This window comes from Photobacterium indicum, from assembly GCF_003026215.1.
Lineage (GTDB): Bacteria > Pseudomonadota > Gammaproteobacteria > Enterobacterales > Vibrionaceae > Photobacterium > Photobacterium indicum.
On sequence record NZ_PYOC01000001.1, the window covers coordinates 1,290,596 to 1,314,065 of the forward strand.

Below are 23,470 nucleotides of genomic sequence, written 5' to 3' on the forward strand. Positions count from 1 at the left end.
GGTGTTGTAATGAAAAAGCACCTTTTAGCACTCTTGCTCCCTATTGTAGGCTCTTACTGTTCAGCACCGTTAGCAAGTATGATCGATTTTCCGTTAGACCCTTTTTATGTAACGTCTAGCGATGAAGCAAAGCAACTGCTCGCGCAGCGTTATACGTTAACTGGCTTAGTGAATGAAAGCGTTTCAACGAGTTTGTTGTCTACGCAATATCGATTTTATCAAGGCTTTGCTAACGCTGTAGCGTGTAGTAGCTCGGTGGTTGTTACCGTCGATAGAAACACCAAAGAAGTGATGCAAATTTACACGCACCTTCTAGACGAAAGTGAATGCCAATCAGCGAAAGAAGATAATCGAGCGATTGATCTTGATACACCAGAGCAAACCTATGGTCCTCATGTTACGGCGGGTAATGTAAAACAAATTGTTACCACGTCACTTAATGTTTTTGATCCTGATCCACTAACGGCGTTGGAAGATACAACATTGGAATATTCCGATGTGATATCAAATGCGGCCTATTCACTGTATTCCGATATTGAAGTGACAGAAGTGGCTGGTACACGGTATTTAGAAAATAGCCGTGTTAGGGCTGTCGATGTACGTGCTTTTGACCTTGATGGCGATGGTACCTTGGAAGCTGATGTTAGCCAGCAAGGGATCATAACGTCGGCAAGTGATTTCACGATAGAACGAGATATAAGGGATTATGAAAATAAGCATACCCAGTTCTTAGATACTATGGCGTTTTATCACATTGATAAATCAGTGCAGTATTTACAGCAACTTGGCTTCGATATTGTCAGTGAAAAACCTGTTCAGTTTGATGCTTTCTTTGGCAATAAAGATAATTCAACTGCGTACTTAGCCCAAAATGTGATTGTATTTGGCAATGGTGTATCTGCCGATGCAGAAGATGCTGATGTGATTTTGCACGAGCTGGGTCATATGATTAATTTCTCTTTAGTTAAACGCTGGCGTGACGGTGATACCGGTGCGATTGGCGAAGGATTGGGAGATTACTGGGCGGCTTCTTCTCGTTATCGCAGTAATAAAACATTTCAACCCGATACCGTATTTCGTTGGGACGGGATAAATACGTCGAAAACAAGTACGCGTATTTTGAATGATACCGAAGCGCGCTATCTACCTGGTGCATCGTATCCTGCGCATGTGGTCAGAAATGGCTCTAATGTGGATCAGTTATGGTCAACGCCTTTATTTCAAGTATTGAAGCTTGCGATTGCTGAACACGGTGAGCCCGCACATGAACATATCGATCGCATTATTTGGGAAGGTATTGCGGCATTAGGTGGCGGAGTAACAATGCCAGATGCAGCTCTAAGTATCGTAAAAGCGGCAGAGCGGCTCTATCCTCAAAGCAATTACAGTGACTTATTTGTTAAGCAGTTTAAAGCGCACAATATTTTAACGAATGCTGTTGCTTTTTATGCGCCACAGTTCTTGATGATTAAAGATGGGAAAACCAAGGTTACACTCGATCTGTTTAATCTTTCAGGTAAAAACATTCATACATTTACAGGGCGTTTTGAACAATCTGATGATGTTCTTTCGTTTGATACCGCTTTAAGCAGTAAGAAACAACAAGCCACGATCACAGTAAAAGTACCCGATAGTGTGCAGTGTGGTGATGCATTTACGCTTAATGCTGAAACGGTTACAGATTTCAATAACCAGCAAATTCCCACTAAAGGTGAGTACAGTATTCCGTTTATAGTGTGCACACCCAAACTGACTCACACTCCAAAAGTGGAAAATTCAACCTTGAGCGATGCAACCTCTACAGAAGAGGGGCTTGGCGGTAATAAAATTGGGGTTAAATCGTATTTACTGACCTTAGCAGACACCGCCGTACTGGATAACGATTTTGCAGTTTCACTGCATATCAAACATAAGCGCATGTCTGATTTAAAAATCACGCTAACGCCACCTGTCGGCGATCGTGAAATAACATTGCTCGCTTATGACAATATTCAGCAAGATGAATTTAACCAGCAATTAATGTCTCGATTTAACCAGCAAGTTAACCGCTTAAAGGGCGAATCACTTGAAGGTACGTGGACGTTAAAAGTAACCGATCGGGCTGTGGGTGAAAGTGGAGAGTTGGTCTCTTGGGGAATCGCGAATATCTCAGGTTATAGCAAACCAGAAACAGCAACCGATGAAACGAATAATAACAATAACAATGGAAACAATGAAGCGACGAACAGTAGCAGCAAGTCGGGCGGAGGAAGCCTAGGTTGGTTGTCGTTGTTTATGCTTGTCATCATTAAATTAAGAAAAAACACTCCGTAATAATAGGTGAAATAATGAATTTTAAACTTTCCGTCGTTGGTGTAATTGTCAGCATTGCACTAACCGGTTGTAATGGATCTTCCGACTCTGTTTTAGATGGTGTTTCCAGTGGCGCCACAGACTCTAAATTAACATATACGTTAACAGGTAAAATCAGCGAAGGTTTCAGTGACGGCATAATGGCCTGTGTCGATCTTAATAGCGATTTGACGTGTGATGATAGTGATCTTGTTATCGAATCAACGAATGGTACTTTTACGCTTAAAAGTGAAAGCTCTTCGTTATTGACCAAACCTATCGTGGTTTATGGCAGTAACGTGAATTCAGTGAAGCTATCAAATGGATATGATTTTAAGCTGGTAAGCCCAGCATCGAAAGAGTTTGGAGAAGGTAAGGTTATTACGGTATCAGCCGTATCATCGCTTGTTTTTTCTACAATGAATGATGCGATAAACCCGTTACTATTTTCAGATGCAGTGAAAAGCGTTAAACAATCCCTTAATACACATATCAGCAGTGATATAGATAATATTTTTGAGATTGAATTATCTGATGAGGCAGAAAAACAGAAGCTCAATCATTTTAATGACAACTTTGTGCAGTACATGAAAGAACTTGATTCAAACGGAGGGTTTAAATCAAGCTTATTGAAAGCCGGAGCTGAAGTTGAATATGTTGTAAAAGCCTTTGCAGCCAATGATAAAGATGCGATGGCGATTGTTAAAGATAAAATTAAAAACAGCACTATTAAAGCCTTTGGTTCTAATGATACGGGTGTTACTCAACATTTTATAAATGGTGAAATGCAAGTTCAAGCCAGCGATGAGTTTCCTGGGCAAGATGCCGATTATGGTCTTGATAGCTTTGGAAAGTCAGGGTTCAACTTAGTTAAAATTGACAATAAAGGTAACGAGCTTACACAAAGTGCCGAAAAGTGGGATTGTGTAAAAGATCTTAATACCGGTTTGATGTGGGAAGTGAAGGTTGATGATGTAACTAGCCCACGCCATAAAGCCCGAAGCTATGAACTGAAAACGGCAACCTATACACCTAACAAAAACGATCACGCTCTTGCGACGTGCAGTACTGATGGAAATAGTGATTTTTGTAACACCGAGCAATATGTTAACCACATCAATACAATTAAGCTGTGTGGCAACAGTGATTGGCGTTTACCCACCGCTAACGAGCAATTTGATTTACTGGATCTGAGTGAATCGCGCAGACTGCCCGATGCTGATTTATTAACGGGTATGAACTTGAATTTTTTCCCATATATAAATGGTGGTAATGATGATCTGGGTTGGTATTGGAATACGACCCGTTTTACAACGGATGATCCCGAAGCGCTTATTTATACCAGTGTAGATCAAGCAGGAGATACCATTGGGGATCTGACTTACGGCATTGATCTTTGTAAGAGCGATAAAGCCGTAGATGAAGATGATTGTATTTCCGAAAATGCACTATTAGTTCGCTTGGTTACAGAATAAGGGATAAGAAAAATGAATAAGACATTAACGGCTGCATTATTGGTTGTCTCTGCGTGTTCTAGCCATGTACAAGCGGCCACAGAAGCTCAAATTTGTATTCAAGCACCCCGTACTGCACCTGATGGGCGTTTTGAAGTAGATCAAAACGGCACAGTGAAAGATCTAAAAACGGATTTAACATGGATGCGCTGTTTAGTCGGTATGAAATGGGATGGCACTAGCTGTATTAACGAGCCTTTATTGCAAACATGGCAGCCAGCCCTTCAAACAGTAAAAAACATTAATACCAATACGAAACATTATTTATATCAATTTGGTGGGGTAAAAGAGTGGCGTTTACCAAATATTAAAGAGCTGCAAAGTATTCATGAGTCGTCATGCTACCAACCAGCACTCAATGAATATGCATTTCCTAACATAGGTAAAGATATTTATTTGAATGCTAGTACAGTATGGTCATCAACCCCGGCACATTGGTCGAAAGAGCTCTTTGTGTTTGGTATAGGTGATGGCTCTGTTAGTAGACGAGATGGCAGTTCTGCCTGGGCTGAATATTCAATGTTATTAGTGGCTAATAAATAAGCACTGTTTAAAAAATTAGTTGAAATAAAAACGCCAGCTCAGTGTATGAGTTGGCGTTTTTGTATCTGCTTCTCTTGATTAGTTATTACTTTTATAAATACTGATATTACGGCTTAGTCCACAGCGATTAACGCATACGGAACACGTCTGTTTTCTGATCACTTTGCACATCGGCAAAACTGCGTACGAAAGGGCCTTGTTGACGAATGCTAGAAGATAGCCCATCAATCACACTTTTCGCTTCATCTTTTGTTGCGAAATCACCGTAAATAACAGCGTACCAGTTTTGACCACGACTACGCTTCCAATTCACCCAGATAGGATCTTGACCTTTTATCTCGCTGATATAGCCCCGCACATCACGCTCTTCGCTGATTGCGAGTATCTGAATGGTAAAACGTGCTGGGTCCATATGCCCATACGCTTCGGTGGTGGTCATTACCCCCACGCATTGAGAAGCATCATTTGAGGTATTGTTGGTGGCACAGCCAGAAAGAAAGAGTAGTGCTACAAGAATCATTACATTACGCATCAATTGTCTCCATACAGATCTTTATAGTGTTTATAGCGGCCAATGGTGAAAAAAATAAAGCTGAATCTCGAATAATATCGAGATAAAACCAATGAACCAATACAAACGAACCAATGGCTTAGGTGAAATATTGTTCATGTGAAGAAAAAAAGGCTCACAAGAAGTGACTATTATACGAAGTTAAGATTAAACTGTATATATATACAGTTGCCCGTGTAATGCGAGCACAAGAAAAGTACACGAGGACGTTATGCTTACGCTGCCTATATTTATGGAATCGGTGAAATGTGGTTTTCCATCACCAGCTGATGGGCATCAAGAACAATTAGAACTTGATGAATATTTAATTCGAAATCCGAATGCCACGTTTCTGTTAAGGGCGTCTGGTGAATCGATGATCGGTGCTGGTATTTACGATGGGGATTTGCTGGTGGTTGATCGGGCAGAGCAGGCTGTTGCAGGGCGAGTTGTGATTGTGCGCATTTATGATGAATTTACCTGTAAACGTTTAATGCGTTACAACGATGAATGGTGGTTAAAAGCAGAGAACCCAACATTTAAAGCCTTTCCTATACCAGAAGATGCTGAAATATTTGGTGTGGTTACACGTAACATACATGACTTGTTGAAAGCATAATGGCACATCACCTTAGTGGCTATAAAAATCAGGTATGGGCACTGGTCGATGTAAAGAGCTTTTATTGTTCTTGTGAGCAACTGTTTGATCCCTCATTAGTCAATAAACCCGTGGTGGTATTGTCGAACAACGATGGTTGTTGTGTTGCCGTTTCAGAGCAAGCGAAAGCATTAGGTATACAGCGTGGCGCACCTTGGTTCAAAATTGAGCGCGAAGCTCGGCGTCTAGGTGTACAAGTTCGCAGCTCTAACTATACGTTATATGCCGATATGAGCCGACGCTTTATAGAAGAACTACATTGTTTTTCCCCTCATGTAGAGCAATATTCAATAGACGAAGCCTTTGTTCGTTTAGATGGCTTCAGGCTTGATACTCTTGAACAATACGGTTCAACAATACGAGAAACCATTCGTGATCATATTGGTTTGCCAGTGCGTGTGGGTATCGGTGCAACACCGACATTGGCCAAATTAGGTAATCAGGCAGCGAAGCAATTTGAATGTCGAGTGGAAGGTGTCATTAAAATTGATTCAGATGTACGTCGCCAATGGATTCTTGAACGAACAGATATACAAGATGTATGGGGGATAGGTGCTAAAACAGCCTCACGGTTACGTGCTACAGGCATAGATAACGCGCTGCAACTGGCGAACAAGACTCCTGCAGATATGCGTCGACTGTGGAATGTTGGTTTAGCGCGCACAGTCATGGAGCTGCAAGGCGTTGCGTGTATCGATCCTGGAGACATTGATGAAAAGCGGAAACAAATTTTATCGAGCCGAAGTTTTGGATCGGGTATTTCTAATTTTGATGAATTAAAAGCGGCATTAGCTTTTCATTGCCAGCGTGCGGGAGAAAAACTGCGTAAGCAAGGAAGCCAAGCAAATGTTGTTGGTGTGTTTTTACGTACGAATAGGCATAAGAACCTGCCACAGCATAATAGAAGTAGTGCTGCGCCACTAAGCTGCCCCAGCCAAGATAGTTACAAGTTTCTTGATCTTGCTTTGTTGCAGTTAAAGCAACTCTACCGACCGGGCTATGAGTACCAAAAGATTGGCGTAATTCTAGATGGATTAACAGAGGCGAATAATGACAACTTCCAGTTGGATATGTTTGATACAAGTGCACTTGATGAGCATAAACGGCGGGATCTAATGGCAATTACCGATCAAGTGAATGCTCGATTTAAAAACGGTATTAAGCCGGCATCTGTTATTGGGTCGACAAACTGGCATATGCGGCAAGCTTTTCGTTCAAACCGTTGGACAACGAGGCTTGACGAATTGCCTATCGCGAAGTGCTAGGGTCAGTTTTAATATCCGCCTTATATCAAAATGGATATTAAGGCGCCCTACTTATAGCTTTTATTTATGTTATAGAGGTAAACGGTATTTTTCTTTCTCCCTGATCTTTCACGATAATGATAGAACAGAAAAGAAGGATAATACTTATGTATAAATGGATTGGTGCCGTGGTTGTTTTATTGTTGATACTTGGGTCTTTGATGACATCAGGCTTAGTAACGGCATTATTAGATCTTACCGCTTTTTTGGTTTTATTAGCCTTGGTGTGGATTCGAGCTGTTAAATCATCAGATAAGAAACAGAATAACGAAAATGATAATAGGAACGAGAGCACCCCCGTTTTTAAACCAGATTAGATTATACCCAAGTTACCTCAAGATGCAGGATTCAGAGTGATCTCTGCGTATTTAATTCAAGGAAAATGTGTGTAGGAATAGTTTTCTCTTTCAAACACATTTGACACTGAAGTAGATACGCTGAATCACTCCCGAAGGGCGAGTTTTATTGAGCTCTATGCGGCGTTGCTCATTTTCAACCTAGAACCGCTAGGTATTTAAATGAACGCCTTGCCTACAGCTCAACAAATTCTCGCTGAAACGAGCATCTTGAGGTAACTTGGGTATAGCAGTAAAAATATCGATATTACCCCATAAAAAACGAGTGCGGCTGCACTCGTTTTGTTTTGCAATTTCTGCCTTGTTATCTGAAAAAATCGCTCTCAGCAGGCCGAATCTTGAAACCTCAACACGCCCTAGGCGACATTGAGTAAGATATAGCTTAAAGAGCCCACGCCAATAGCCACCCAGAGTAAAACGCCTAATAGCAGCGGCTTCAACCCTGAAGCGCGTAGTTTCTGAATGGTAATGCCTGAACCGATTAAAAATAAGCACACAACTAATAACCGTTTAGAGGCAACGAATATGTGGCTATAAATATTTTCTAAAGACGGAACAAAGTGCGCGAATACAATCGCAAGGCAATAAAACAAAATAAAGTAAGGAATACCAATTTTCTTATTGTCTCCTTTGAACAGTAATGCACTTAAAAAGGCAATAGGCACAATCCATAATGCACGTGCCAGTTTAATTGTTGTGGCCGTTCGTAATGCTTCATCACCGTAAGCGCCCGCAGCACCCACCACCGATGATGTATCGTGAATAGCAATAGCAGCCCAAGTGCCAAAAGCGTGCTGGCTCATTTCAAGTAAATGACCAATCGCCGGGAAGATAAACAGTGCAATGGAGTTCAGTACAAATACCGTCGCTAATGCTAAAGAGGTTTGATCATCTCGAGCATTAATTGCAGGGGCGACTGCTGCAATGGCACTGCCACCACAAATCGCCGTGCCAGAAGCAATTAGATGTCCGGTCTTTTGCTCTAAACGTAGCGCTTTTGTAAGAAACCAACCGAAAGTCAGAGTGAAAAATATTGAGCCAACAATTAAACCAAAACCTTGTGTACTTGCTGCTATTGCTTGGTCGAGATGAATACCAAAACCAAGACCGATGATTGAGTAAGCGAGTAACTTTTTAGTGGCTGCGGCTATGTTTAGTTTAGTTGGAACAAATCCAAAGCTGGCTAATGTAAAGCCTAAGATAAGCGCGACTGGTGAGCTGATAATAGGCAGCAGGCATAAAAGCGCAATGATAAAAAACAGAGAGTCAGACGCTTGAAGTTGCTTCCCTCGGAACTGAAAGGTATGTGGTTTACGAGAAGGCTTATTAGAAGACATTGATTACACTAAAATGAGGAAATAAAAGTAAAAGCAGTATACGTGCTGAAAAACATTCCGTAGATTTAAATCTTTTGATGCGGGGGTTCAGTATTATTGAATGTACAGTTAAAAAGTTCTAAATAGCTTTTCATCTTGATCACGGTAAAATATCTATCAAAGCAAGAAATAAACCCAAGATTTACAAGGTAAAGGTATTATTTCTTATTCCATTTTCCCGAAGGTGTTTGGTAATAATGTCCACGTTGTGTTTTTTCGAGTGCTTTTTTGGCAGCAAGCTTACCGACTTCTGCTTCGCTTAATCCGTGAGAGACAGCAATTTTTTTATAGCTATTTTTACGCTGTGAATTGACTTGAGAAACGAGTTTTTTGACATCAGAAGATGCGCTAGAGGTGACAATAGCAATATAGCCTTTATTGGTTTCACCCACTAAGCCTTGTGATTTAGCTTGCTGTAAGTCAAGTGCGAATACACTTGTACTCATGAATATTGCGATACAAATTAGTAGTAAATTCTTCATGGCATTCTCCCTGCGCATTCAGAATACATCATCATCACTAAATAAATCATCAATTTCTTTATCAACTTTTATTCTGATTTCATGTTCAATCTTAACATTGAGGTTAATTTCGATGGGCTTATCGGATGCTGCTACCTGTACGGTTGGCGTACAGCCAGTCGTCATCGACAACATTAGTACCAATGTCAGAACCGTGAGTATGAACGAAAACTTTAGTTGTATATCCATGGGGCTGTAACCTTCTTAGCCTTTGTTTAATGCTCGCGCGAAAAAATAGCTACTCATCTATACCCAATTGTTTTAAAAATAGACCTTCCAATTTTGATGAATCGATAGCGTTCATCGTTTTTAGTAATGCTGGAATGTCGTCTTCAATATTCAGATTTAAATTCACAGGTCTTCCATTTTGAAACTGAGGATTACGACCTTTAAATCGTGAACTTGCTTTTAATTTACCTTCTTTAGAATAGTCTATATCAATAGCAAGCGCGTCGTAGTTATAATTTTTGAGAATCTTACTAACGACTAGTATGCTATTTTCTCCTGCTGCCTCTACATTTTTGTCGATACGCGAGCCTTCTAAGTAACGTAATACGCCACCAGGGTAGCGAGAGTGTAGTTTACCATTCGTTACAACAGGCAAACCGTCATGAATAGCCAATGGGATTTGACCATCTAAAATACCCGTTAACTCTATTTCTTCATGCTCGATGTGTGCCAAGGCTTGTTCAAGGTGCAGGTTATGTATCACGATAGGAATACGTTCAATCGTAGTAAGGCTATTACTTGATACATTGTGCGTACTAATATTGCCCCCGAAAACCTCTGCAAATACACGGTGTAACTGGTATTTTTCTTTTGCTGTATCTAATTCAAATACCATAGAAACATTGCTGAATAGCACGCCTAAATGTACTAATTCGGCATGAATACTAATGGGAAATTTTGATTTAATACCCTGAGGAGAAAATAATAGTGTGGTCGATGAGTCGACATTCGCAAAATGAAATCCTCTATAGTAGCCCGACAAACTATTTGCAAAGAGTGATATATCTCCAGAGGTAACCCCTTTATCGATAAGAATATTTGCCTGCAAGGCAACAGAGCCTTGGTTAAGATCGTAATCAATCGGTAAATGTGGCAAAAAGTGTTTTTTCAAAGAGTTAGTTGATGAAAATGAGACTTCATTACGGTGTAACTCTATTTGTGTTTTCTGACGTTTCAGATAAGAATTAACGGTAAAACGGACTAAACGTGCTGCTTTATAATTGGTCAAATCACCCGTGATCATTAGCTTTTCAGGGTTGAAAGAAAGGTTTCCTTGGCTAGAAAAAGGGGGTAAGCGTTGCTGATTCTGTTTCATGCTTATTGTTGTTTGATAATTACTTTTTAGTTTTAGTGGCTTATCAATAGGCTTGTTTAAACGAAATTCAGCGATGCTAAGTTCAAGCTTTCCACTGTATTTTTGAGTGGGGAACGGTGTGTTTTTAGCTACAATCTGTTGGTGATTTTTCTCTGAAATAGGGGCGTTATTAATAATTTTTTCTGCATATAAACTCGCAGAAAAAGAGGCATCTGTTGGTTTGGCTTGGGTTAATGTTAAACCATTCACTGTGTTGTAGTTGAGTAATAGATTATCGATGCTTAATTGGGCATTAGAGGCTTCAGAAACCAGAAACTCAGGATGACCGGAATAGACTAATCGCTCGCTTGCTATTTGAGTATCAAGAAAAGAGATTGCTGTATTTCCCCCTAGTTGCATATCAAGGCTTGAGTGCAATGATAGTGTTTTTAGATGAAGCTTTTCGATGGGAGATAAAAACGCTATCTTCGCTTTTATATCTCCCTTTATGTGACATTGTAACGTGTGTTGTGGTGTCTCGCTTTCGCACGTTAATACTTTGAATACATGTGTAATTTCTGATTGTGTCTTTTTGTTTTTTAAGCGTATTATTTCCGACTTATTGATTAAGGTTAATTTGACGTTTTCTTTATGGTATCGCGCGATTAAACGTAATTGTCCGTCTGTTATGAGTTCGATATTGGCAACAGTTTGTAACGGTGAATTAGGTTTAGTGAATTCACGCGGTGTACTTGTTGCCGTGGAACTGTTGGTAAATAGTCCAGCCACATACACAGCATAATGATTGAGTTCGACGGGCAACGATTTTGGCAATGATATGTCGATCTGATACTTTGCATCGATTACTTTGTTATCAATCACCACGTTTTTCTCATCACTCTCCAATTGCTTTGCTGTAATAACAATAGGGTGAATGAGCTTCGCACTGGGGATATTGTTGAGTTTGAATCGTTCGGTAATATCTTTGGTATTTTTAAAATCAGCAGTACAGGTTAGGTCTTTAGGTAATGGCTGGCTAAAGCGAATGTTTGCCTTACAGTTAAGTGAATTACCTTTAGGACCCGACATCAAGCCAGTAAAATACGCATCGTCTTGATTTAAATGTTTGATGTGTACATTAAGGTTGTAAGGCTTGGGTGCGAGTGCTTTACCTTTTAGAGTGAACCTCGCCAGTTTAGATTTTTTTCCTGATTGTAGTGTTGGTGTTTCAAGCACGAGCTTGGCATCAAGAATCAATTGTCCGTAAGTAAACTTCTTCACTTTTAGCTTTTTAAAGGGCAATTGGGCGAGGTTTGCAATGGTTTGCCCTAAATGAATGCTTTTGTTTTCGTTATCAGGTTGTTCGATAAAGCTAGGCAGTCGGGTAGGTTGATCGAGTAAGGCCGTGTCTGCATGTAACATCATGGTTTTTGTTGGGCGGTTGATATCCATTTCTAGCGATGCATTGGTAACGTGCTGTTTAAACCCTTCATTAATGGTTTTCCACCTTGGTTCAATTTTAGCGATATGAATGGATAACGGTGTACTGTTAGGACGCCAAGCAATTGAAAAGTTAGCTTTACTAAATTGCAGAGGATAATGGGGGGATGTTTTTAAGTTAGGAAAAAAGAGTGAAAAGTCCCCTTGTTGAATCATCCCACTGATCGTGAAGTCTGGTTGTGTTGCGAGCACTAAATCCACATTGTTAACTGCTTGCTTTGCTCTAAGTTCTGTTCCGTCAGAATGAAATGCAGCAGTTGTGATACGTTTAGCGTGGGCGCTGAATATATAGGGGGAAGATAAATCGGTAAAGTTGAGTGAGGTGTCGAATAAGTGAATGTATTGTAGGCGTATCCCTTGCTTATTTAGCGTACCCTCTAGCTTTGTGGGTAATCGAATGTCTGTCTTTTCTGCAAATAAACGCCACGAGGCGGCAGATATAGCACTTTCATTATCAATAAATCGCCCGACAGAAATGTTGGTGAACCTTAATCTATATTGGCTTATCACTACAGAGATCTTCTCTATCATTAAACCATTCTTAAAGTTTACGCCTGAAATTGAGATGATCTCTATCCCTTTAGTGGCTAGCCAAGGTGGAATGAAAATGCTGGGTAATAAAAGGCTGATTAATAAAAACAGCAGAATGAAGCGTAGGTAACGCTTTTTGTGAGTTCTTGATGGTGTTGAACTCGTTGTTTTTAATGGAACGTCAGATTCGGTTTGCGTCATATCCTTCAGTAATTACTTCACCCTATAAATGCGTTGTTTGGTGTTTTGCTGTGTTCCTTTTTCTATTCGTTTTGTTTTCTATGCACTTCCCAATGAATTTGAATGTGTTATTACGGGACATAATTATTATCTGTATCAGGTAGATAGCTGTCTGATAAGGTCTTTTAAGCATAAACCGTGAAGCGTGTATTAGGCGGATTTTTTTCGTCTATATTATGAGAAAAATGTTTTGAGAAGAAATGTACATATTAAAGAGAGAAAACCAAGAATAGTGCTTGGGTGAGGCTTTATACCAATGATTCGTACTATTTTCCACTATCGGCATGCCGCCGAGGTGAGTGAGAGTTATCTAGATGTAAATTCTGCTTTTCTCAAATAGTACTGAAATAAAAGGTTTTTTTATTGTTTTTTTTATCATTTATACCTGATAACAGATCTGTTACACACTCATAAAATAGAGGTAATAACTGGGTATTGATTATTTTGTGGTTTTATTCACTTTACGGGTTATTTTGAAGGGTTGCTAATTTTGTTTAAAACTGAGAAAAAAGGCTATCAGCGTTAAGAAATAACCTGAAAGCACTAAAAAAATATAAATAAAACAACTATAAAAATCATCAGGATGTGATTATGCAAAATACCGCTTCAGCTTCAATTGGTTCAGTGCCGAGTAACCGGTTAAAACAACTGATACATTCCCTTGGTCCTGGCATTATGATGGCAACAGCAGCTGTTGGCGGATCACACCTTGTTGCTTCGACGAAGGCGGGGGCAATTTTCGGCTGGCAATTGGCGGGACTAATTCTATTAGTTAACTTTTTCAAATACCCATTTTTTAGAGCTGGTGTTCAATATACGATGGGCACGGGTAATAGCCTTATTCAAGGTTACAGTGAAATGGGACGCGGTTACTTATGGTTATTCGCTGGGCTTAACTTAATTTCAGGTATTGTGAATACGGCAGCCTTGCTGCTATTTAGTGCGAGCTTATTAGGGTATTTCTTACCATTCGAATTACCGTTAACCACTTTAGCGGGTGTCGTGATGGTGGCATGTCTGGCTATTTTGTTTGCAGGGCATTATAAGGCACTTGATGCACTGTCGAAAACCATCATGGTTGTACTTGTTATAGCAACGGTAAGTGCGGTGATTGTAGCGGCAAGTAAGGGCAGTGTTGCACCGACGGATTTTGAAGCACCATCACCTTGGGCCATTGCCTCTATTGGTTTTCTTGTTGTCATGATGGGATGGATGCCAGCCCCAATTGAAATTTCATGTTTGACGTCTTTGTGGTTGAAGAGCCAACGTAAAGAGCAAAATGTAACGGCGAAATCGGCTTTGTTTGATTTTAATGTAGGCTATATTGGCACTGCATTATTGGCTATCGTCTTTTTAGCCTTAGGGGCATTAGTATTAAACGGTAATGGTGCAGAGCTGAAAACATCAGGCATTGGATTCTCGCATCAGCTGGTGGGTATGTACGCCTCAACGATTGGTGAGTGGTCTCGCTACCTTATTGCTGTTATCGCCTTCTTTTGTATCTTTGGTAGTACTATTACGGTAATCGATGGCTATTCACGTGCATTAGCAGAAGCCAATTTACTGATTCAGAAGAAAGAGCTTGATCAGCGTCGCTACCATAATGCTTGGATGCTAATTGTTGGCGGTTGTGCAATGGGAATCTTACTATTCTTCACATCGGCGCTTATGCCTATGCTTGATTTCGCGATGATACTAGCATTCATGACCACGCCAATCTTTGCTTTAGTTAACTACTTGCTGGTAACACGTACTAAGCTGCCTGAAGAGTTATCGATGAGCCGTTCGATGAAAGTGTTATCTTGGGCGGGCTTGACGTATCTATTTGGCTTCTTGGCGATATTCATTTGGTGGAAATGGTTAATGTAATCGCGCTAGCTTAAATGATTAAGTAGCCAAATCGGTAAGCTTTCATAACTAAGCATTTAAATAAAGAAGCCCTCAAACTGTGAGGGCTTCTTTTGTGCGATCAATTTGTTTATACCGCTCTGACGATTTATCCAGCAAGAGAAGGGGCGCTTTCGTATTTGTCAAAAGATCTCACTGGCGATTGATGGTTAATTGCATGCATGGCTGAAAATAACGCATCTTTGAGTAAGTATTTATTGTCGGTATCAAGCGCATTGATTGCCGTGTTAAGGGATGCTTTTATGTGTTCAATATGTTCTATCGTGTGTTCTATTTCGAGCAATTCAGTTAGCGCCATTTCGCGAATATCATGGGGTATCACGTCATCACTGCTTTGGTTCGATATCTCTATGATTTGAGCAGTGTGTTGCTTTAACGATAAAATGGTATCTGTAAGAGATTTCGGTGTCATGCGTATTATCCTTAATATTTGCTTTGAGTACGGTTTACTTTTCGTTTGTAGAGGCAATACTCTAACAACATTGGATAGATATTTTTTTATGTAGATCACACTCTTATAGAAATCCCGCTTATTCACTCTAATGACTAAATTATCGTTAAGGTTAGAAAATTACCGAGGGTAATACTTATATTCCTGAAATTATATTCACTTTATTGATTATTTGAATGCGGCATGATGCCTAGTTTTAGTGACGAGGTTTGTTTAAATACCTTAACCAATTTCGAGAAATTGATTCATATTCATAGATGCAGGTATCTTCACGTTCTTGTCGTGATCCATCATCGATTTCTAATAGTAAACTTTTATATTCGTCAGGATCACTACCATAGATTAAGCACAACATATGAAAGTAACGTTGAATATCTAAACTATGTTCATCGATAAAATCGAGGTCATCAAATGTGTCTATGTCTTGATCTTCAAAAGCGAATAGGTCAGCTGAACTGATTGCAATGTCGGCACCATTGTCGACATAGTTGAGTAGTATTATTGTTGCTAAATTATCGACGGCATCTTCTTCCTTACCCAAGATGGGAATGTCTCTGTCTGCGATAAATGCATGCCCTAACTCATGAAGTAATGTATGCGCTAAAGTGTCGAGTGTCGCTTGAATTTCATCTATGCCTGTTTCTGCATAATGGTTTTGAGTAAAGCGTATCATCGCGTCATTGATATATTGATAGGGAACCTGAATTTGATGGATTTCAGGATCATAGAGTGGACCATCCTTTGCACCGAAAACAATAGTGAGCTTGGGTGAAAAATGCACATGCTGGCGGCTTATGTCACTTACCATCTTAATCGCGTCAGATTGCTTAATTAATTGCATCACTTTTTTATCTTGAGCTGAATTGGGCTCTATGAATTGGTATGTAACGGTAGGAATAGACGTTATTGGCGTTGTCGAAGCTTGTTCGGAATTGGCATGCACTGAAAACGAACGGGCTAGCCACAAGATAACCGCAGGTTTAACACAAGAACGAATACACAGAGAAGAAAAGCTTAATGCGATAGCTAAGGAGGGGCTTATATACATAGTGGTTAGCATCCATGATGTAAAAAACGAATAAGTATAGTCAGTTAACAAGAAATTGCTGCTATGGTTGTATGTCCTCCTGAAAGCGTTGACTTAAAAACCAGTGACCTATAACGTGTCATTATTGTGCAAAAAGTGTTTGATTTCTATTAATTAATAGTGGCATATATACGCTAAATAATTCATAGATTGGAGATGTCGTGAATAAATTATTATCTTTTGAAGCTTTGATCGTACTTGATGCGATAGATCGTCGGAAAAGCTTTGCAGCAGCCTCAGAAGAATTAGGCAGAGCACCATCTTCATTGAGTTATCAAGTTCAGAAGCTTGAGCAAGATCTGGATTTAGTTATTTTTGATCGTTCAGGACACCGAGCTGTTTTTACCAAAGCAGGGCAATTGTTGCTTGAACGTGGCCGGTTATTATTATTAGCTGCCGATGAAATGATTGCAGATGCAAGTGCCCTCGCGCATGGATGGGAGCTTGATTTAACAATTGCCTATGATGGGCTAGTGAGCGTAAATAGTATGCTACCGCTAGTGGCAGAATTGGGAAAAAAAAGCAAAACACGTATTCGCTTTAAAGAAGAGATTCTTGCCGGTTGTTGGGAAGCATTAGCGCAAGATCGTGCCGATTTATTGATTGCTCCTGCACCGACTGTTGCACCTCCTGAAGTGAAAATTCAACCGTTAGGTAAATTAGCGACGCTGTGGGTTGCTCACCCTGATCATCCTATTCATAAACAAGAGAACCCATTAGATCCTGCTGTGCGTAAACAATATCTAGCGATTGCGGTTGCTGATACAGCACGTAATATGCCACCTATGTCGCATAATATTCTAGAAGAACAAGCACTTGTTACTGTTAGTACCATGAATGATAAGCTGGCGGCACTGAAAACAGGTATGGGGATTGGTACATTACCGATGTGCTATGCCAAGTCGGCACTTGATAGCGGTGAGTTGGAAGTTATTGGTGACGATCCCATTTACGAGCTTGATATGGTTCTTGCATGGAATCGAAATCAAATGGGTAAGGCAAAAGTGTGGTGCATTAAAAATATTGAAAAGCTTTGGAAAAAACAGCTTAACTGATACTTAATTCAGCGTTGATTTTTGGTGATATTTTTCGGTTGTATACTAGCACTAGAATAGTGTCGTTAAGGTTAAATAAGAAGGCGAGTAATAACTGTGAATTTTATCGTTATTAACTCGCATTTTTTGAAAGTTATGCTGGTGTTTTGCTTGCTAATGGCAAGAGCATTTCAACAACGCCATCAGCCATTTGAACGTCAATCTCAAAACCCACCTTTTGGGCGAGCATTATCATGCCTCGGTTCGACGGCATCGTCATTCCGGTTATTCTTTTAACACCACTTTGTGTGCAGTAACGGATGATTTTTTCCATTAAGATCCGGCCTAAGCCTACACCTTTCAAATCAGATCTTACTAAGATCGCAAATTCAGACTCTATATTTTCAGGATCCGATAAAGCGCGAGTAACACCAATGATAATTTCTTCTGGTTTTCCTTCATCGTTGGTGATTAGGCTGGTGGCTACGAATGCCATTTCTCTGTCGTAATCAATTTGGGTGAAATTAGCTAACGCTTCATGATTAAATTCGCCAACATCTGAAAAGAAGCGCTTATATAAGTCGTCAACAGACACATGTGAGATGAAATCTTTATGCTTGGGTTCATCTTCTGGCAAGATTGGTCTTAATAAAATTTTACGCCCATCTTTTAAGGTAAATGATTCTTCGTGTTCTTTGGGGTATGGGCGAATAGCCAAGCGTGCTTGTTTGTCGCCACTGAACGGATGTAACGTCATTGATGCATCAATCACTGTCATATCAGTGCCCGATGCTAACAGTGGGTGAATATCAAAATCGACGATTTCAGGGCAATCGATAATCAGCTGCGATATCTTCACTAATAAATTACACAGTGCAGGAATATCAATTTGTTCAAGGCTACTGCGTTGTTTAATTTTGCCCGTTTTAATTGCATTGATAACCATATAGCGGGCTAACGCCATATTCAAAGGAGGAATCGCAACAGCGGCATCTTTGTGAATATTCCACGCAGCAGCATCTTCACCCATTAAAATAACAGGGCCAAACACCGAATCATTGTGAACAGAAACACGTAATTCCTGTGCGCCAGAGCGGCTTGCCATGCGCTGTACTAATAAGCCATCAATACGGGCAGTTGGGTAATTCATTGAGACGCGATCTAAAATAGCTTGTGCGCCATTGGCTACTTCATCGGCAGTACGTAAGTGCAGCAACACACCGTGTACTTCTGATTTATGGCGAATATCTGGTGAGCGAAGTTTAATAGCGACGGGGTAACCAATTTGTTCTGCAATATGCACGGCTTCAGCAGGGTCAGACGCAATCCATGTTGGTAGTGTTTTAAAGCCATAGCTTTCAAGTACAGGGCGTACTTCATGTGTTTCTAGGTGGGTGATGTCTTGTGCTAGCAAGTGGTTCAATACATCGTGAACGTGGCGTGGGTTACGTTTATTTTCACCCGATACAATCGATGTATCACCAAATGAAATAGGTGTTTCCATCAATTGTTTTTGATTTCGTCGGTATTCGACTAAGTGCATGAAAGCTGAAATAGCACTTTCTGGGGTGCGATAAGCAGGAAAGCCCGCTTCAGTAAAAATTTTACGCGATTGTGCTGCTTCGTTTTCACCCGACCAATTGGTAAGTACATTAAAGCGCTTAGTGCGAGGGTGAGCTGCTAATACTTCCGTTAAACGTTGTGCTGTTTTATTACCAGGAGCAATCGCTGATGGTGAATGCATGATCAATAACGCATCGAAATCATCGCTGTCTAACAATACATTGACTGCTTTTTCATATCGTGTGATATCAGCGTCGCCAATAATATCGACGGGGTTTGCATGTGACCAGCAAGAGGGTAAAATGTCTGATAACTTCTCGATGGTTTCATTGCTTAACACTGCCAGTTTTCCGCCGCGATCAGATAGCGCATCTACCGCCATAATTGCGGGCCCGCCACCATTGGTGATGATGGCGAGTCGTTCACCACGTAACGGCACTGAGTGCGCTAATGTTTCTACTGCTGCGAATAACTCGTGGGTATTGTGTACGCGTAACATACCTGAGCGTCGAATAGCCGCATCATATACCGCATCAAGCCCAATTTCACCGCCTGTATGTAGGTGTGCAGCTACACTGCCAGCTTCTGTTCTGCCACTTTTTAATACAAGGATTCTACGGTTTCGTGCAGCCGCTCGTGCAGCAGACATGAATCGACGAGCGTCTTTTATTGAGTCGACATACAATAAAATGGCTTCGGTTTTACTGTCTCTGCATAGGTAATCAAGCAACTCTGCAAAGTTAACATCACACGCATCACCCAGCGAAAGGAAAGTAGAAAAACCAATACTTTTGTTTTTCGCCCAATCAAGAATCGTGGTACAAACTGCAGCAGATTGAGAGATAAATGCAATGTTACCTTTGTTGGCTGAAATCGGGGAAAACGAGGCATTCAAATTCAACCAAGGCAAGATTAGCCCCATACTATTAGGGCCAACAATACGCATTCCGTATTGCTTGGCGATGTTATACATTTTTGCTTCTTCAGTTTCACCTTTTGACGAAACAGTTAGATTCATACCTGCAGCTAAGACGATAGCGAATTTCACGCCTTTTTTCCCCAGCTGATCAATAATATCGGCATTACGATGAGCATTGGTACAAAGTACAGCGAGATCGGGAACTCGGGGAAGGCTATCAATAGTAGGATAAGCAAGCACGCCGGCAACGGCATCATACTTTGGCGTAACGGGCATTATCGGTCCATGAAAACTTCCTGCGAGCAAATTACGAATAACAATATTACCTGCTCTATTTGGGTTATCTGATGCACCAATAACGGTAATGGATTTTGGCTTAAGCAGTTTATCCAATCCGTTCATATTCTCACCCCGAATTTATATTGAAATATCATAATGATATTAGCGGATGACGAGAGGAGTTTCTGACTAATGTATGGGAGCTGTGATCAAACCCAAGGACTTTCTATCCGTTGCATCCTTGAGTTTATATTTTAAGTAAAGAGTGCCAACTACCTTGAAAAACACAGCTGAGAGGGTATTTATACTTGGTAACGGGTCTTGTCACCAATATCGTAATGCAGTGGCATACGCCATTTAGAGAAAGCCGTAACCGCCAGTAAAATTGAACCAGACATGCTAAAAGCAATGCTAATGTGCTCTTGTCCGAACACGAGGCAGAACCAAAAGCCCGCAAGCGCAATAGGTGTTAGCATTAATATTTTTAGCTGAAAGCAGAAGTATTCTTTAATTGCTAATGCACTAAATGCAAACAGCGCAGCCCCTAATGCTAAAGGTTGCCATAACCCTGAAATTAACCATATTGCTGCAAACAAGCCACTGCCTTGAATCAGCCAACGAAAACGCTTGTCGTAAATGTGTACAGTTGATGATGCAATCAGTGCCGCTATAACCAAGGCTGGAATAGCAAATGTAGGCTCCCATGCAACAATAGACATGATAATTGCAGAAAAGGTAAGGGCGCAGCGGTACAGTAGAACGGTAAGTTTATCGAGTCCGTCTAATTCGCACTTAATATGAGGATCTGCCATTGAAAACTCCAAAATTATTGATAACGAAGTATTGTACGGCTGTTATATGGCTAATTGAACCCAATTCATGTGACTTATGACAGATAGTTATTGATCTATCTTAAGCTTAGGCTTGATCAGTAATCCATACAGCTGCAAAATAAAAGCAGATATCGTTTTGGCAGAGAAGTAATGAAAAAAATAGCTGTTTTAGCCGTAGTTACGGTATTAGCGGGTTGTGCATCAGATTCAGAAACAATGCAACTGACGACGTCTTCATCTGAAGAAGTGTATTCAGCAGAGCAAATTGCAATGATGGATCATCTGCAAGAAGCAAAAGTTGAAACCACAACGGAAGATACAACCGTTGCCTACCAAGAAGAAGCTGTTTCTGAGCCAGTAAAGCCAGTAGAAAAACCTAAAAAAACGGTTTATAAGTACGCGGATGTAACAAAGCAAGGTTACACTATTCAAGTGCTAGCATTGAGCCATAATCAAAACTTCACAACTTACATGAATAAGTTACCGTCGAACCAACCGGTGTGGATGAATAAAAAAGAGTTACAGGGACTGCCGTGGTACACCTTATTGTACGGACAATTTGATAGCCGTATAGAAGCTAAGCGTTTTCTTAATGCTTTACCGCAAGATGTTAAAAATTATGGCCCATTTATTCGTAGCCTAGATGATATTAAAGCCTCATCTACGCCAAAACTTTCCCGATTGAATTAATCCTAAAAAGAGAGCCCTAAAGCTCTCTTTTTCTTTTGGTTATAAATTTTAAGTAAACAAGATGAATGAATTAGAGAAAATGCGAACAGGGTTGTTATACGACGGCAATGATGTATCTATTGATACTTTGCGTCAGCAATCAGAGTTACTGATTATTCAGCTACGATCGTCGCCTTCATCTCAACATCAGGCTTTGTTGAAGCAACTACTTGGCTCTTTTGGAGATAACTCAGTAATACGCATGCCTTTTAGCTGCGAGTTTGGTAAAACTATTCATATAGGCAACAATACCTTTCTGAATGCTGGTATCGTGATGCTAGATAATGCCGATATTTATATTGGCGATAATGTGTTAATTGGTCCGTCGACACAGTTTTTTACTCCAACACATTCACTCGATCACGCATCTCGTCGACGATGGGAATCATGGTGTAAGCCAATCACTGTCGAAGATGATGTTTGGATTGGTGGTAATGTATCTATTTGTCAGGGGGTAACCATTGGCGCCCGTTCAGTCGTGGCGGCAGGTAGTGTTGTTACACATGATGTTCCGCCTGATACACTCGTTGGTGGTACGCCTGCGAAGGTTATTCGAGTAATTAACAGTAGCGATACAGCTGATTAATGCTATTTAGCTGGTCATATCGTCTGGATTTAAGTGTAAAACTGAGATATTTAACCAATAGAAGTAAGAGAAGGTGCAATAGTTCGCTTTTTTTTATTAATATGGGGTTCTATTTATTGTGTTGGCGTGCTTTTTTGCATTTTTCTGCATACGTCATTACAGACAAACTAATTTAGTCGGTCGATACATTTAACCGACAGTGTACAACAAGGGATGAAAATGAGCTCGATCCATGTTTTATTACTCTGCGGCGGTGGCAGTGCCGAACACGAAGTTTCTCTCGTATCGGCTAATTATATCGAGCAACAATTACAGAGCATTGAAGGGATTTCTTACACCCGTGTTGAAATGAAAACGGAAGGTTGGTTTGATTCTAATAATGCATTGTGCCAGCTAAACCTCGATCGTACGCTTCAAATTGGCGACGAAAAAACACCGATTAATTACGTTATTCCATGTGTTCACGGTTACCCTGGTGAAACAGGTGACTTACAATCATTTTTAGAAATGGCAGGTCTGCCTTATTTGGGTTGTGACGCTGAATCTAGCACGAATTGTTTTAATAAGATCACCACTAAACTGTGGTTCGACGCATTAAATATACCGAATACCCCCTATGTTTTCTTAAGTGAAAATGATGATGCTGCACACGAATTAGCGGCGAAAGCATTTGATGATTGGGGTAAGGTATTTATTAAGGCGGCCTCTCAGGGGTCATCGGTAGGTTGTTACAGTGTCGCAAATAAAGATGAGCTGGTAGAAGCGGTAAACAATGCGTTTACCTACTCTAATCAAGTGCTGATTGAAAAAACAATTAAGCCGCGTGAGTTAGAAATTGCTGCATATCAATACGGTGATGAACTGGTTATTTCAAAGCCTGGTGAAGTTGCTTGTCCTGAGGATAAGTTCTACAGCTACGAAGAGAAATACAGTACCGATAGCCATTCAGTTACAACGGTTGAAGCTGAAAACTTAACGGATGAACAAGTTGAGTTAATTCGTGAATATGCGCGTAAAGCTTTTACCCAGATGAAATTGAAAGATCTTTCTCGTATTGATTTTTTCTTGAGTGAAGATAACGAAATCTTACTGAACGAAATTAATACGTTCCCAGGTATGACGCCAATTTCAATGTTTCCCAAAATGTTAGAACATCATGGGCATAGTTTTGCTGGCTTTATCGAAACAGCAATCAAAGCTGCAGCTAAGTAAAAACGTAATGCATGCTTAGTGTTTTAGAAGCCACTCTGGTTATAATCAGAGTGGCTTTTTTTTCGAATAATTGAAACAACAGTGACGCCAAAGAATTGAATCTCCTTATACCTAAATGCGACAATTGGCGTTTTTTCTTAAT

Annotated in this window: 20 protein-coding genes; 11 read left to right on the forward strand and 9 right to left on the reverse strand. The window is 40.3% G+C overall.

Annotated elements, in window-relative coordinates:
• Positions 1-9 precede the first annotated feature (9 nt).
• Genes C9J47_RS05810 through C9J47_RS05820 form a run of 3 tightly spaced genes read left to right on the forward strand, consistent with a single transcriptional unit; the run spans position 10 to position 4,388 of the window.
• Positions 10-2,313, forward strand: a complete 2,304-nt coding sequence (locus C9J47_RS05810; protein WP_107252649.1) for a proprotein convertase P-domain-containing protein — start codon at positions 10-12, stop codon at positions 2,311-2,313.
• 14 nt (positions 2,314-2,327) lie between these two features.
• Positions 2,328-3,806 carry an Lcl C-terminal domain-containing protein gene (locus tag C9J47_RS05815; RefSeq protein WP_107252650.1) on the forward strand — a complete coding sequence of 493 codons (1,479 nt, stop codon included), beginning with the start codon at positions 2,328-2,330 and terminating at the stop codon, positions 3,804-3,806.
• Positions 3,807-3,818: 12 nt separating this feature from the next.
• Positions 3,819-4,388: an Lcl C-terminal domain-containing protein gene (locus tag C9J47_RS05820; RefSeq protein ID WP_107252651.1), complete on the forward strand. Its 570-nt coding sequence runs from the start codon at positions 3,819-3,821 to the stop codon at positions 4,386-4,388.
• A gap of 127 nt (positions 4,389-4,515) precedes the next feature.
• Here C9J47_RS05820 and C9J47_RS05825 read toward each other — a convergent pair whose 3' ends face one another.
• On the reverse strand, positions 4,516-4,920 hold the full coding sequence (locus tag C9J47_RS05825) for an SPOR domain-containing protein (protein WP_107252652.1): 405 nt from the start codon (positions 4,918-4,920) through the stop codon (positions 4,516-4,518).
• Positions 4,921-5,170: 250 nt separating this feature from the next.
• On the opposite strand from C9J47_RS05825, the gene C9J47_RS05830 reads away from it, so the two are divergent.
• The 3 genes from C9J47_RS05830 to C9J47_RS27005 all read left to right on the forward strand — a co-directional run bounded on the left by C9J47_RS05830 (position 5,171) and on the right by C9J47_RS27005 (position 7,217).
• Positions 5,171-5,557: a LexA family protein gene (locus tag C9J47_RS05830; protein ID WP_107252653.1), complete on the forward strand. Its 387-nt coding sequence runs from the start codon at positions 5,171-5,173 to the stop codon at positions 5,555-5,557.
• Positions 5,557-6,861 carry a Y-family DNA polymerase gene (locus C9J47_RS05835; protein WP_107252654.1) on the forward strand — a complete coding sequence of 435 codons (1,305 nt, stop codon included), beginning with the start codon at positions 5,557-5,559 and terminating at the stop codon, positions 6,859-6,861. Before C9J47_RS05830 ends, C9J47_RS05835 begins: the two co-directional genes overlap by 1 nt.
• Before the next feature lie 146 nt (positions 6,862-7,007).
• Entirely contained in the window at positions 7,008-7,217 is a 210-nt protein-coding gene (locus C9J47_RS27005) for a hypothetical protein (RefSeq protein WP_170107433.1), read from the forward strand.
• A 395-nt stretch (positions 7,218-7,612) separates the two neighbouring features.
• Here the strand turns inward: C9J47_RS27005 and C9J47_RS05845 are convergent, their stop codons facing one another.
• From C9J47_RS05845 to C9J47_RS05860, 4 genes are all read right to left on the reverse strand, one after another.
• Positions 7,613-8,593 (reverse strand): YeiH family protein, encoded by a 981-nt coding sequence (locus tag C9J47_RS05845; RefSeq protein ID WP_211321687.1) that lies wholly within the window; start codon positions 8,591-8,593, stop codon positions 7,613-7,615.
• Between the two features lie 197 nt (positions 8,594-8,790).
• Entirely contained in the window at positions 8,791-9,114 is a 324-nt protein-coding gene (locus tag C9J47_RS05850; protein WP_107252656.1) for a YdbL family probable chaperone protein, read from the reverse strand.
• 18 nt (positions 9,115-9,132) lie between these two features.
• Positions 9,133-9,342, reverse strand: a complete 210-nt coding sequence (locus tag C9J47_RS05855) for a YnbE family lipoprotein (protein WP_107252657.1) — start codon at positions 9,340-9,342, stop codon at positions 9,133-9,135.
• Between the two features lie 49 nt (positions 9,343-9,391).
• The gene (locus C9J47_RS05860; RefSeq protein WP_107252658.1) at positions 9,392-12,688 is read right to left on the reverse strand and encodes an intermembrane phospholipid transport YdbH family protein; all 3,297 of its coding nucleotides are present in this window, start codon (positions 12,686-12,688) and stop codon (positions 9,392-9,394) included.
• 630 nt (positions 12,689-13,318) lie between these two features.
• On the opposite strand from C9J47_RS05860, the gene C9J47_RS05865 reads away from it, so the two are divergent.
• Positions 13,319-14,596, forward strand: coding sequence for an NRAMP family divalent metal transporter (locus C9J47_RS05865; protein ID WP_107252659.1), 1,278 nt, complete (start codon positions 13,319-13,321; stop codon positions 14,594-14,596).
• 127 nt (positions 14,597-14,723) lie between these two features.
• Here the strand turns inward: C9J47_RS05865 and C9J47_RS05870 are convergent, their stop codons facing one another.
• Both C9J47_RS05870 and C9J47_RS05875 read right to left on the reverse strand, forming a co-directional pair.
• Positions 14,724-15,047, reverse strand: a complete 324-nt coding sequence (locus C9J47_RS05870) for a hypothetical protein (RefSeq protein ID WP_107252660.1) — start codon at positions 15,045-15,047, stop codon at positions 14,724-14,726.
• 235 nt (positions 15,048-15,282) lie between these two features.
• Positions 15,283-16,134 (reverse strand): DUF4344 domain-containing metallopeptidase, encoded by an 852-nt coding sequence (locus C9J47_RS05875; protein WP_107252661.1) that lies wholly within the window; start codon positions 16,132-16,134, stop codon positions 15,283-15,285.
• A 200-nt stretch (positions 16,135-16,334) separates the two neighbouring features.
• Here C9J47_RS05875 and C9J47_RS05880 point away from each other — a divergent pair, with 200 nt between their 5' ends.
• The gene (locus C9J47_RS05880) at positions 16,335-17,228 is read left to right on the forward strand and encodes a LysR family transcriptional regulator (RefSeq protein WP_107252662.1); all 894 of its coding nucleotides are present in this window, start codon (positions 16,335-16,337) and stop codon (positions 17,226-17,228) included.
• A 133-nt stretch (positions 17,229-17,361) separates the two neighbouring features.
• Here C9J47_RS05880 and C9J47_RS05885 read toward each other — a convergent pair whose 3' ends face one another.
• Together C9J47_RS05885 and C9J47_RS05890 are read right to left on the reverse strand one after the other, a co-directional pair.
• On the reverse strand, positions 17,362-20,091 hold the full coding sequence (locus tag C9J47_RS05885) for a bifunctional acetate--CoA ligase family protein/GNAT family N-acetyltransferase (protein ID WP_107252663.1): 2,730 nt from the start codon (positions 20,089-20,091) through the stop codon (positions 17,362-17,364).
• Positions 20,092-20,270: 179 nt separating this feature from the next.
• Positions 20,271-20,780: a DUF2301 domain-containing membrane protein gene (locus C9J47_RS05890; protein ID WP_107252664.1), complete on the reverse strand. Its 510-nt coding sequence runs from the start codon at positions 20,778-20,780 to the stop codon at positions 20,271-20,273.
• A 171-nt stretch (positions 20,781-20,951) separates the two neighbouring features.
• Between C9J47_RS05890 and C9J47_RS05895 the strand changes: the two genes are divergently transcribed.
• From C9J47_RS05895 to C9J47_RS05905, 3 genes are all read left to right on the forward strand, one after another.
• Positions 20,952-21,491: an SPOR domain-containing protein gene (locus C9J47_RS05895; RefSeq protein WP_107252665.1), complete on the forward strand. Its 540-nt coding sequence runs from the start codon at positions 20,952-20,954 to the stop codon at positions 21,489-21,491.
• A gap of 61 nt (positions 21,492-21,552) precedes the next feature.
• Positions 21,553-22,116, forward strand: a complete 564-nt coding sequence (locus C9J47_RS05900) for a sugar O-acetyltransferase (protein ID WP_107252666.1) — start codon at positions 21,553-21,555, stop codon at positions 22,114-22,116.
• A gap of 219 nt (positions 22,117-22,335) precedes the next feature.
• Positions 22,336-23,328 (forward strand): D-alanine--D-alanine ligase, encoded by a 993-nt coding sequence (locus tag C9J47_RS05905; protein WP_107252667.1) that lies wholly within the window; start codon positions 22,336-22,338, stop codon positions 23,326-23,328.
• Positions 23,329-23,470: the final 142 nt, after the last annotated feature.

Excerpts from the sequence above, each read along its gene's own strand:
- C9J47_RS05830 (WP_107252653.1), top strand. The coding sequence starts at position 5,171 with ATGCTTACGCTGCCTATATTTATGGAATCGGTGAAATGTGGTTTTCCA.
- C9J47_RS05870 (WP_107252660.1), bottom strand. The coding sequence starts at position 15,047 with ATGACACCGAAATCTCTTACAGATACCATTTTATCGTTAAAGCAACAC.
- C9J47_RS05875 (WP_107252661.1), bottom strand. The coding sequence starts at position 16,134 with ATGTATATAAGCCCCTCCTTAGCTATCGCATTAAGCTTTTCTTCTCTG.
- C9J47_RS05820 (WP_107252651.1), top strand. The coding sequence starts at position 3,819 with ATGAATAAGACATTAACGGCTGCATTATTGGTTGTCTCTGCGTGTTCT.
- C9J47_RS05900 (WP_107252666.1), top strand. The coding sequence starts at position 21,553 with ATGAATGAATTAGAGAAAATGCGAACAGGGTTGTTATACGACGGCAAT.
- C9J47_RS27005 (WP_170107433.1), top strand. The coding sequence starts at position 7,008 with ATGTATAAATGGATTGGTGCCGTGGTTGTTTTATTGTTGATACTTGGG.
- C9J47_RS05825 (WP_107252652.1), bottom strand. The coding sequence starts at position 4,920 with ATGCGTAATGTAATGATTCTTGTAGCACTACTCTTTCTTTCTGGCTGT.
- C9J47_RS05890 (WP_107252664.1), bottom strand. The coding sequence starts at position 20,780 with ATGGCAGATCCTCATATTAAGTGCGAATTAGACGGACTCGATAAACTT.
- C9J47_RS05865 (WP_107252659.1), top strand. The coding sequence starts at position 13,319 with ATGCAAAATACCGCTTCAGCTTCAATTGGTTCAGTGCCGAGTAACCGG.
- C9J47_RS05885 (WP_107252663.1), bottom strand. The coding sequence starts at position 20,091 with ATGAACGGATTGGATAAACTGCTTAAGCCAAAATCCATTACCGTTATT.
- C9J47_RS05815 (WP_107252650.1), top strand. The coding sequence starts at position 2,328 with ATGAATTTTAAACTTTCCGTCGTTGGTGTAATTGTCAGCATTGCACTA.
- C9J47_RS05895 (WP_107252665.1), top strand. The coding sequence starts at position 20,952 with ATGAAAAAAATAGCTGTTTTAGCCGTAGTTACGGTATTAGCGGGTTGT.
- C9J47_RS05810 (WP_107252649.1), top strand. The coding sequence starts at position 10 with ATGAAAAAGCACCTTTTAGCACTCTTGCTCCCTATTGTAGGCTCTTAC.
- C9J47_RS05860 (WP_107252658.1), bottom strand. The coding sequence starts at position 12,688 with ATGACGCAAACCGAATCTGACGTTCCATTAAAAACAACGAGTTCAACA.
- C9J47_RS05850 (WP_107252656.1), bottom strand. The coding sequence starts at position 9,114 with ATGAAGAATTTACTACTAATTTGTATCGCAATATTCATGAGTACAAGT.
- C9J47_RS05855 (WP_107252657.1), bottom strand. The coding sequence starts at position 9,342 with ATGGATATACAACTAAAGTTTTCGTTCATACTCACGGTTCTGACATTG.
- C9J47_RS05845 (WP_211321687.1), bottom strand. The coding sequence starts at position 8,593 with ATGTCTTCTAATAAGCCTTCTCGTAAACCACATACCTTTCAGTTCCGA.
- C9J47_RS05905 (WP_107252667.1), top strand. The coding sequence starts at position 22,336 with ATGAGCTCGATCCATGTTTTATTACTCTGCGGCGGTGGCAGTGCCGAA.
- C9J47_RS05835 (WP_107252654.1), top strand. The coding sequence starts at position 5,557 with ATGGCACATCACCTTAGTGGCTATAAAAATCAGGTATGGGCACTGGTC.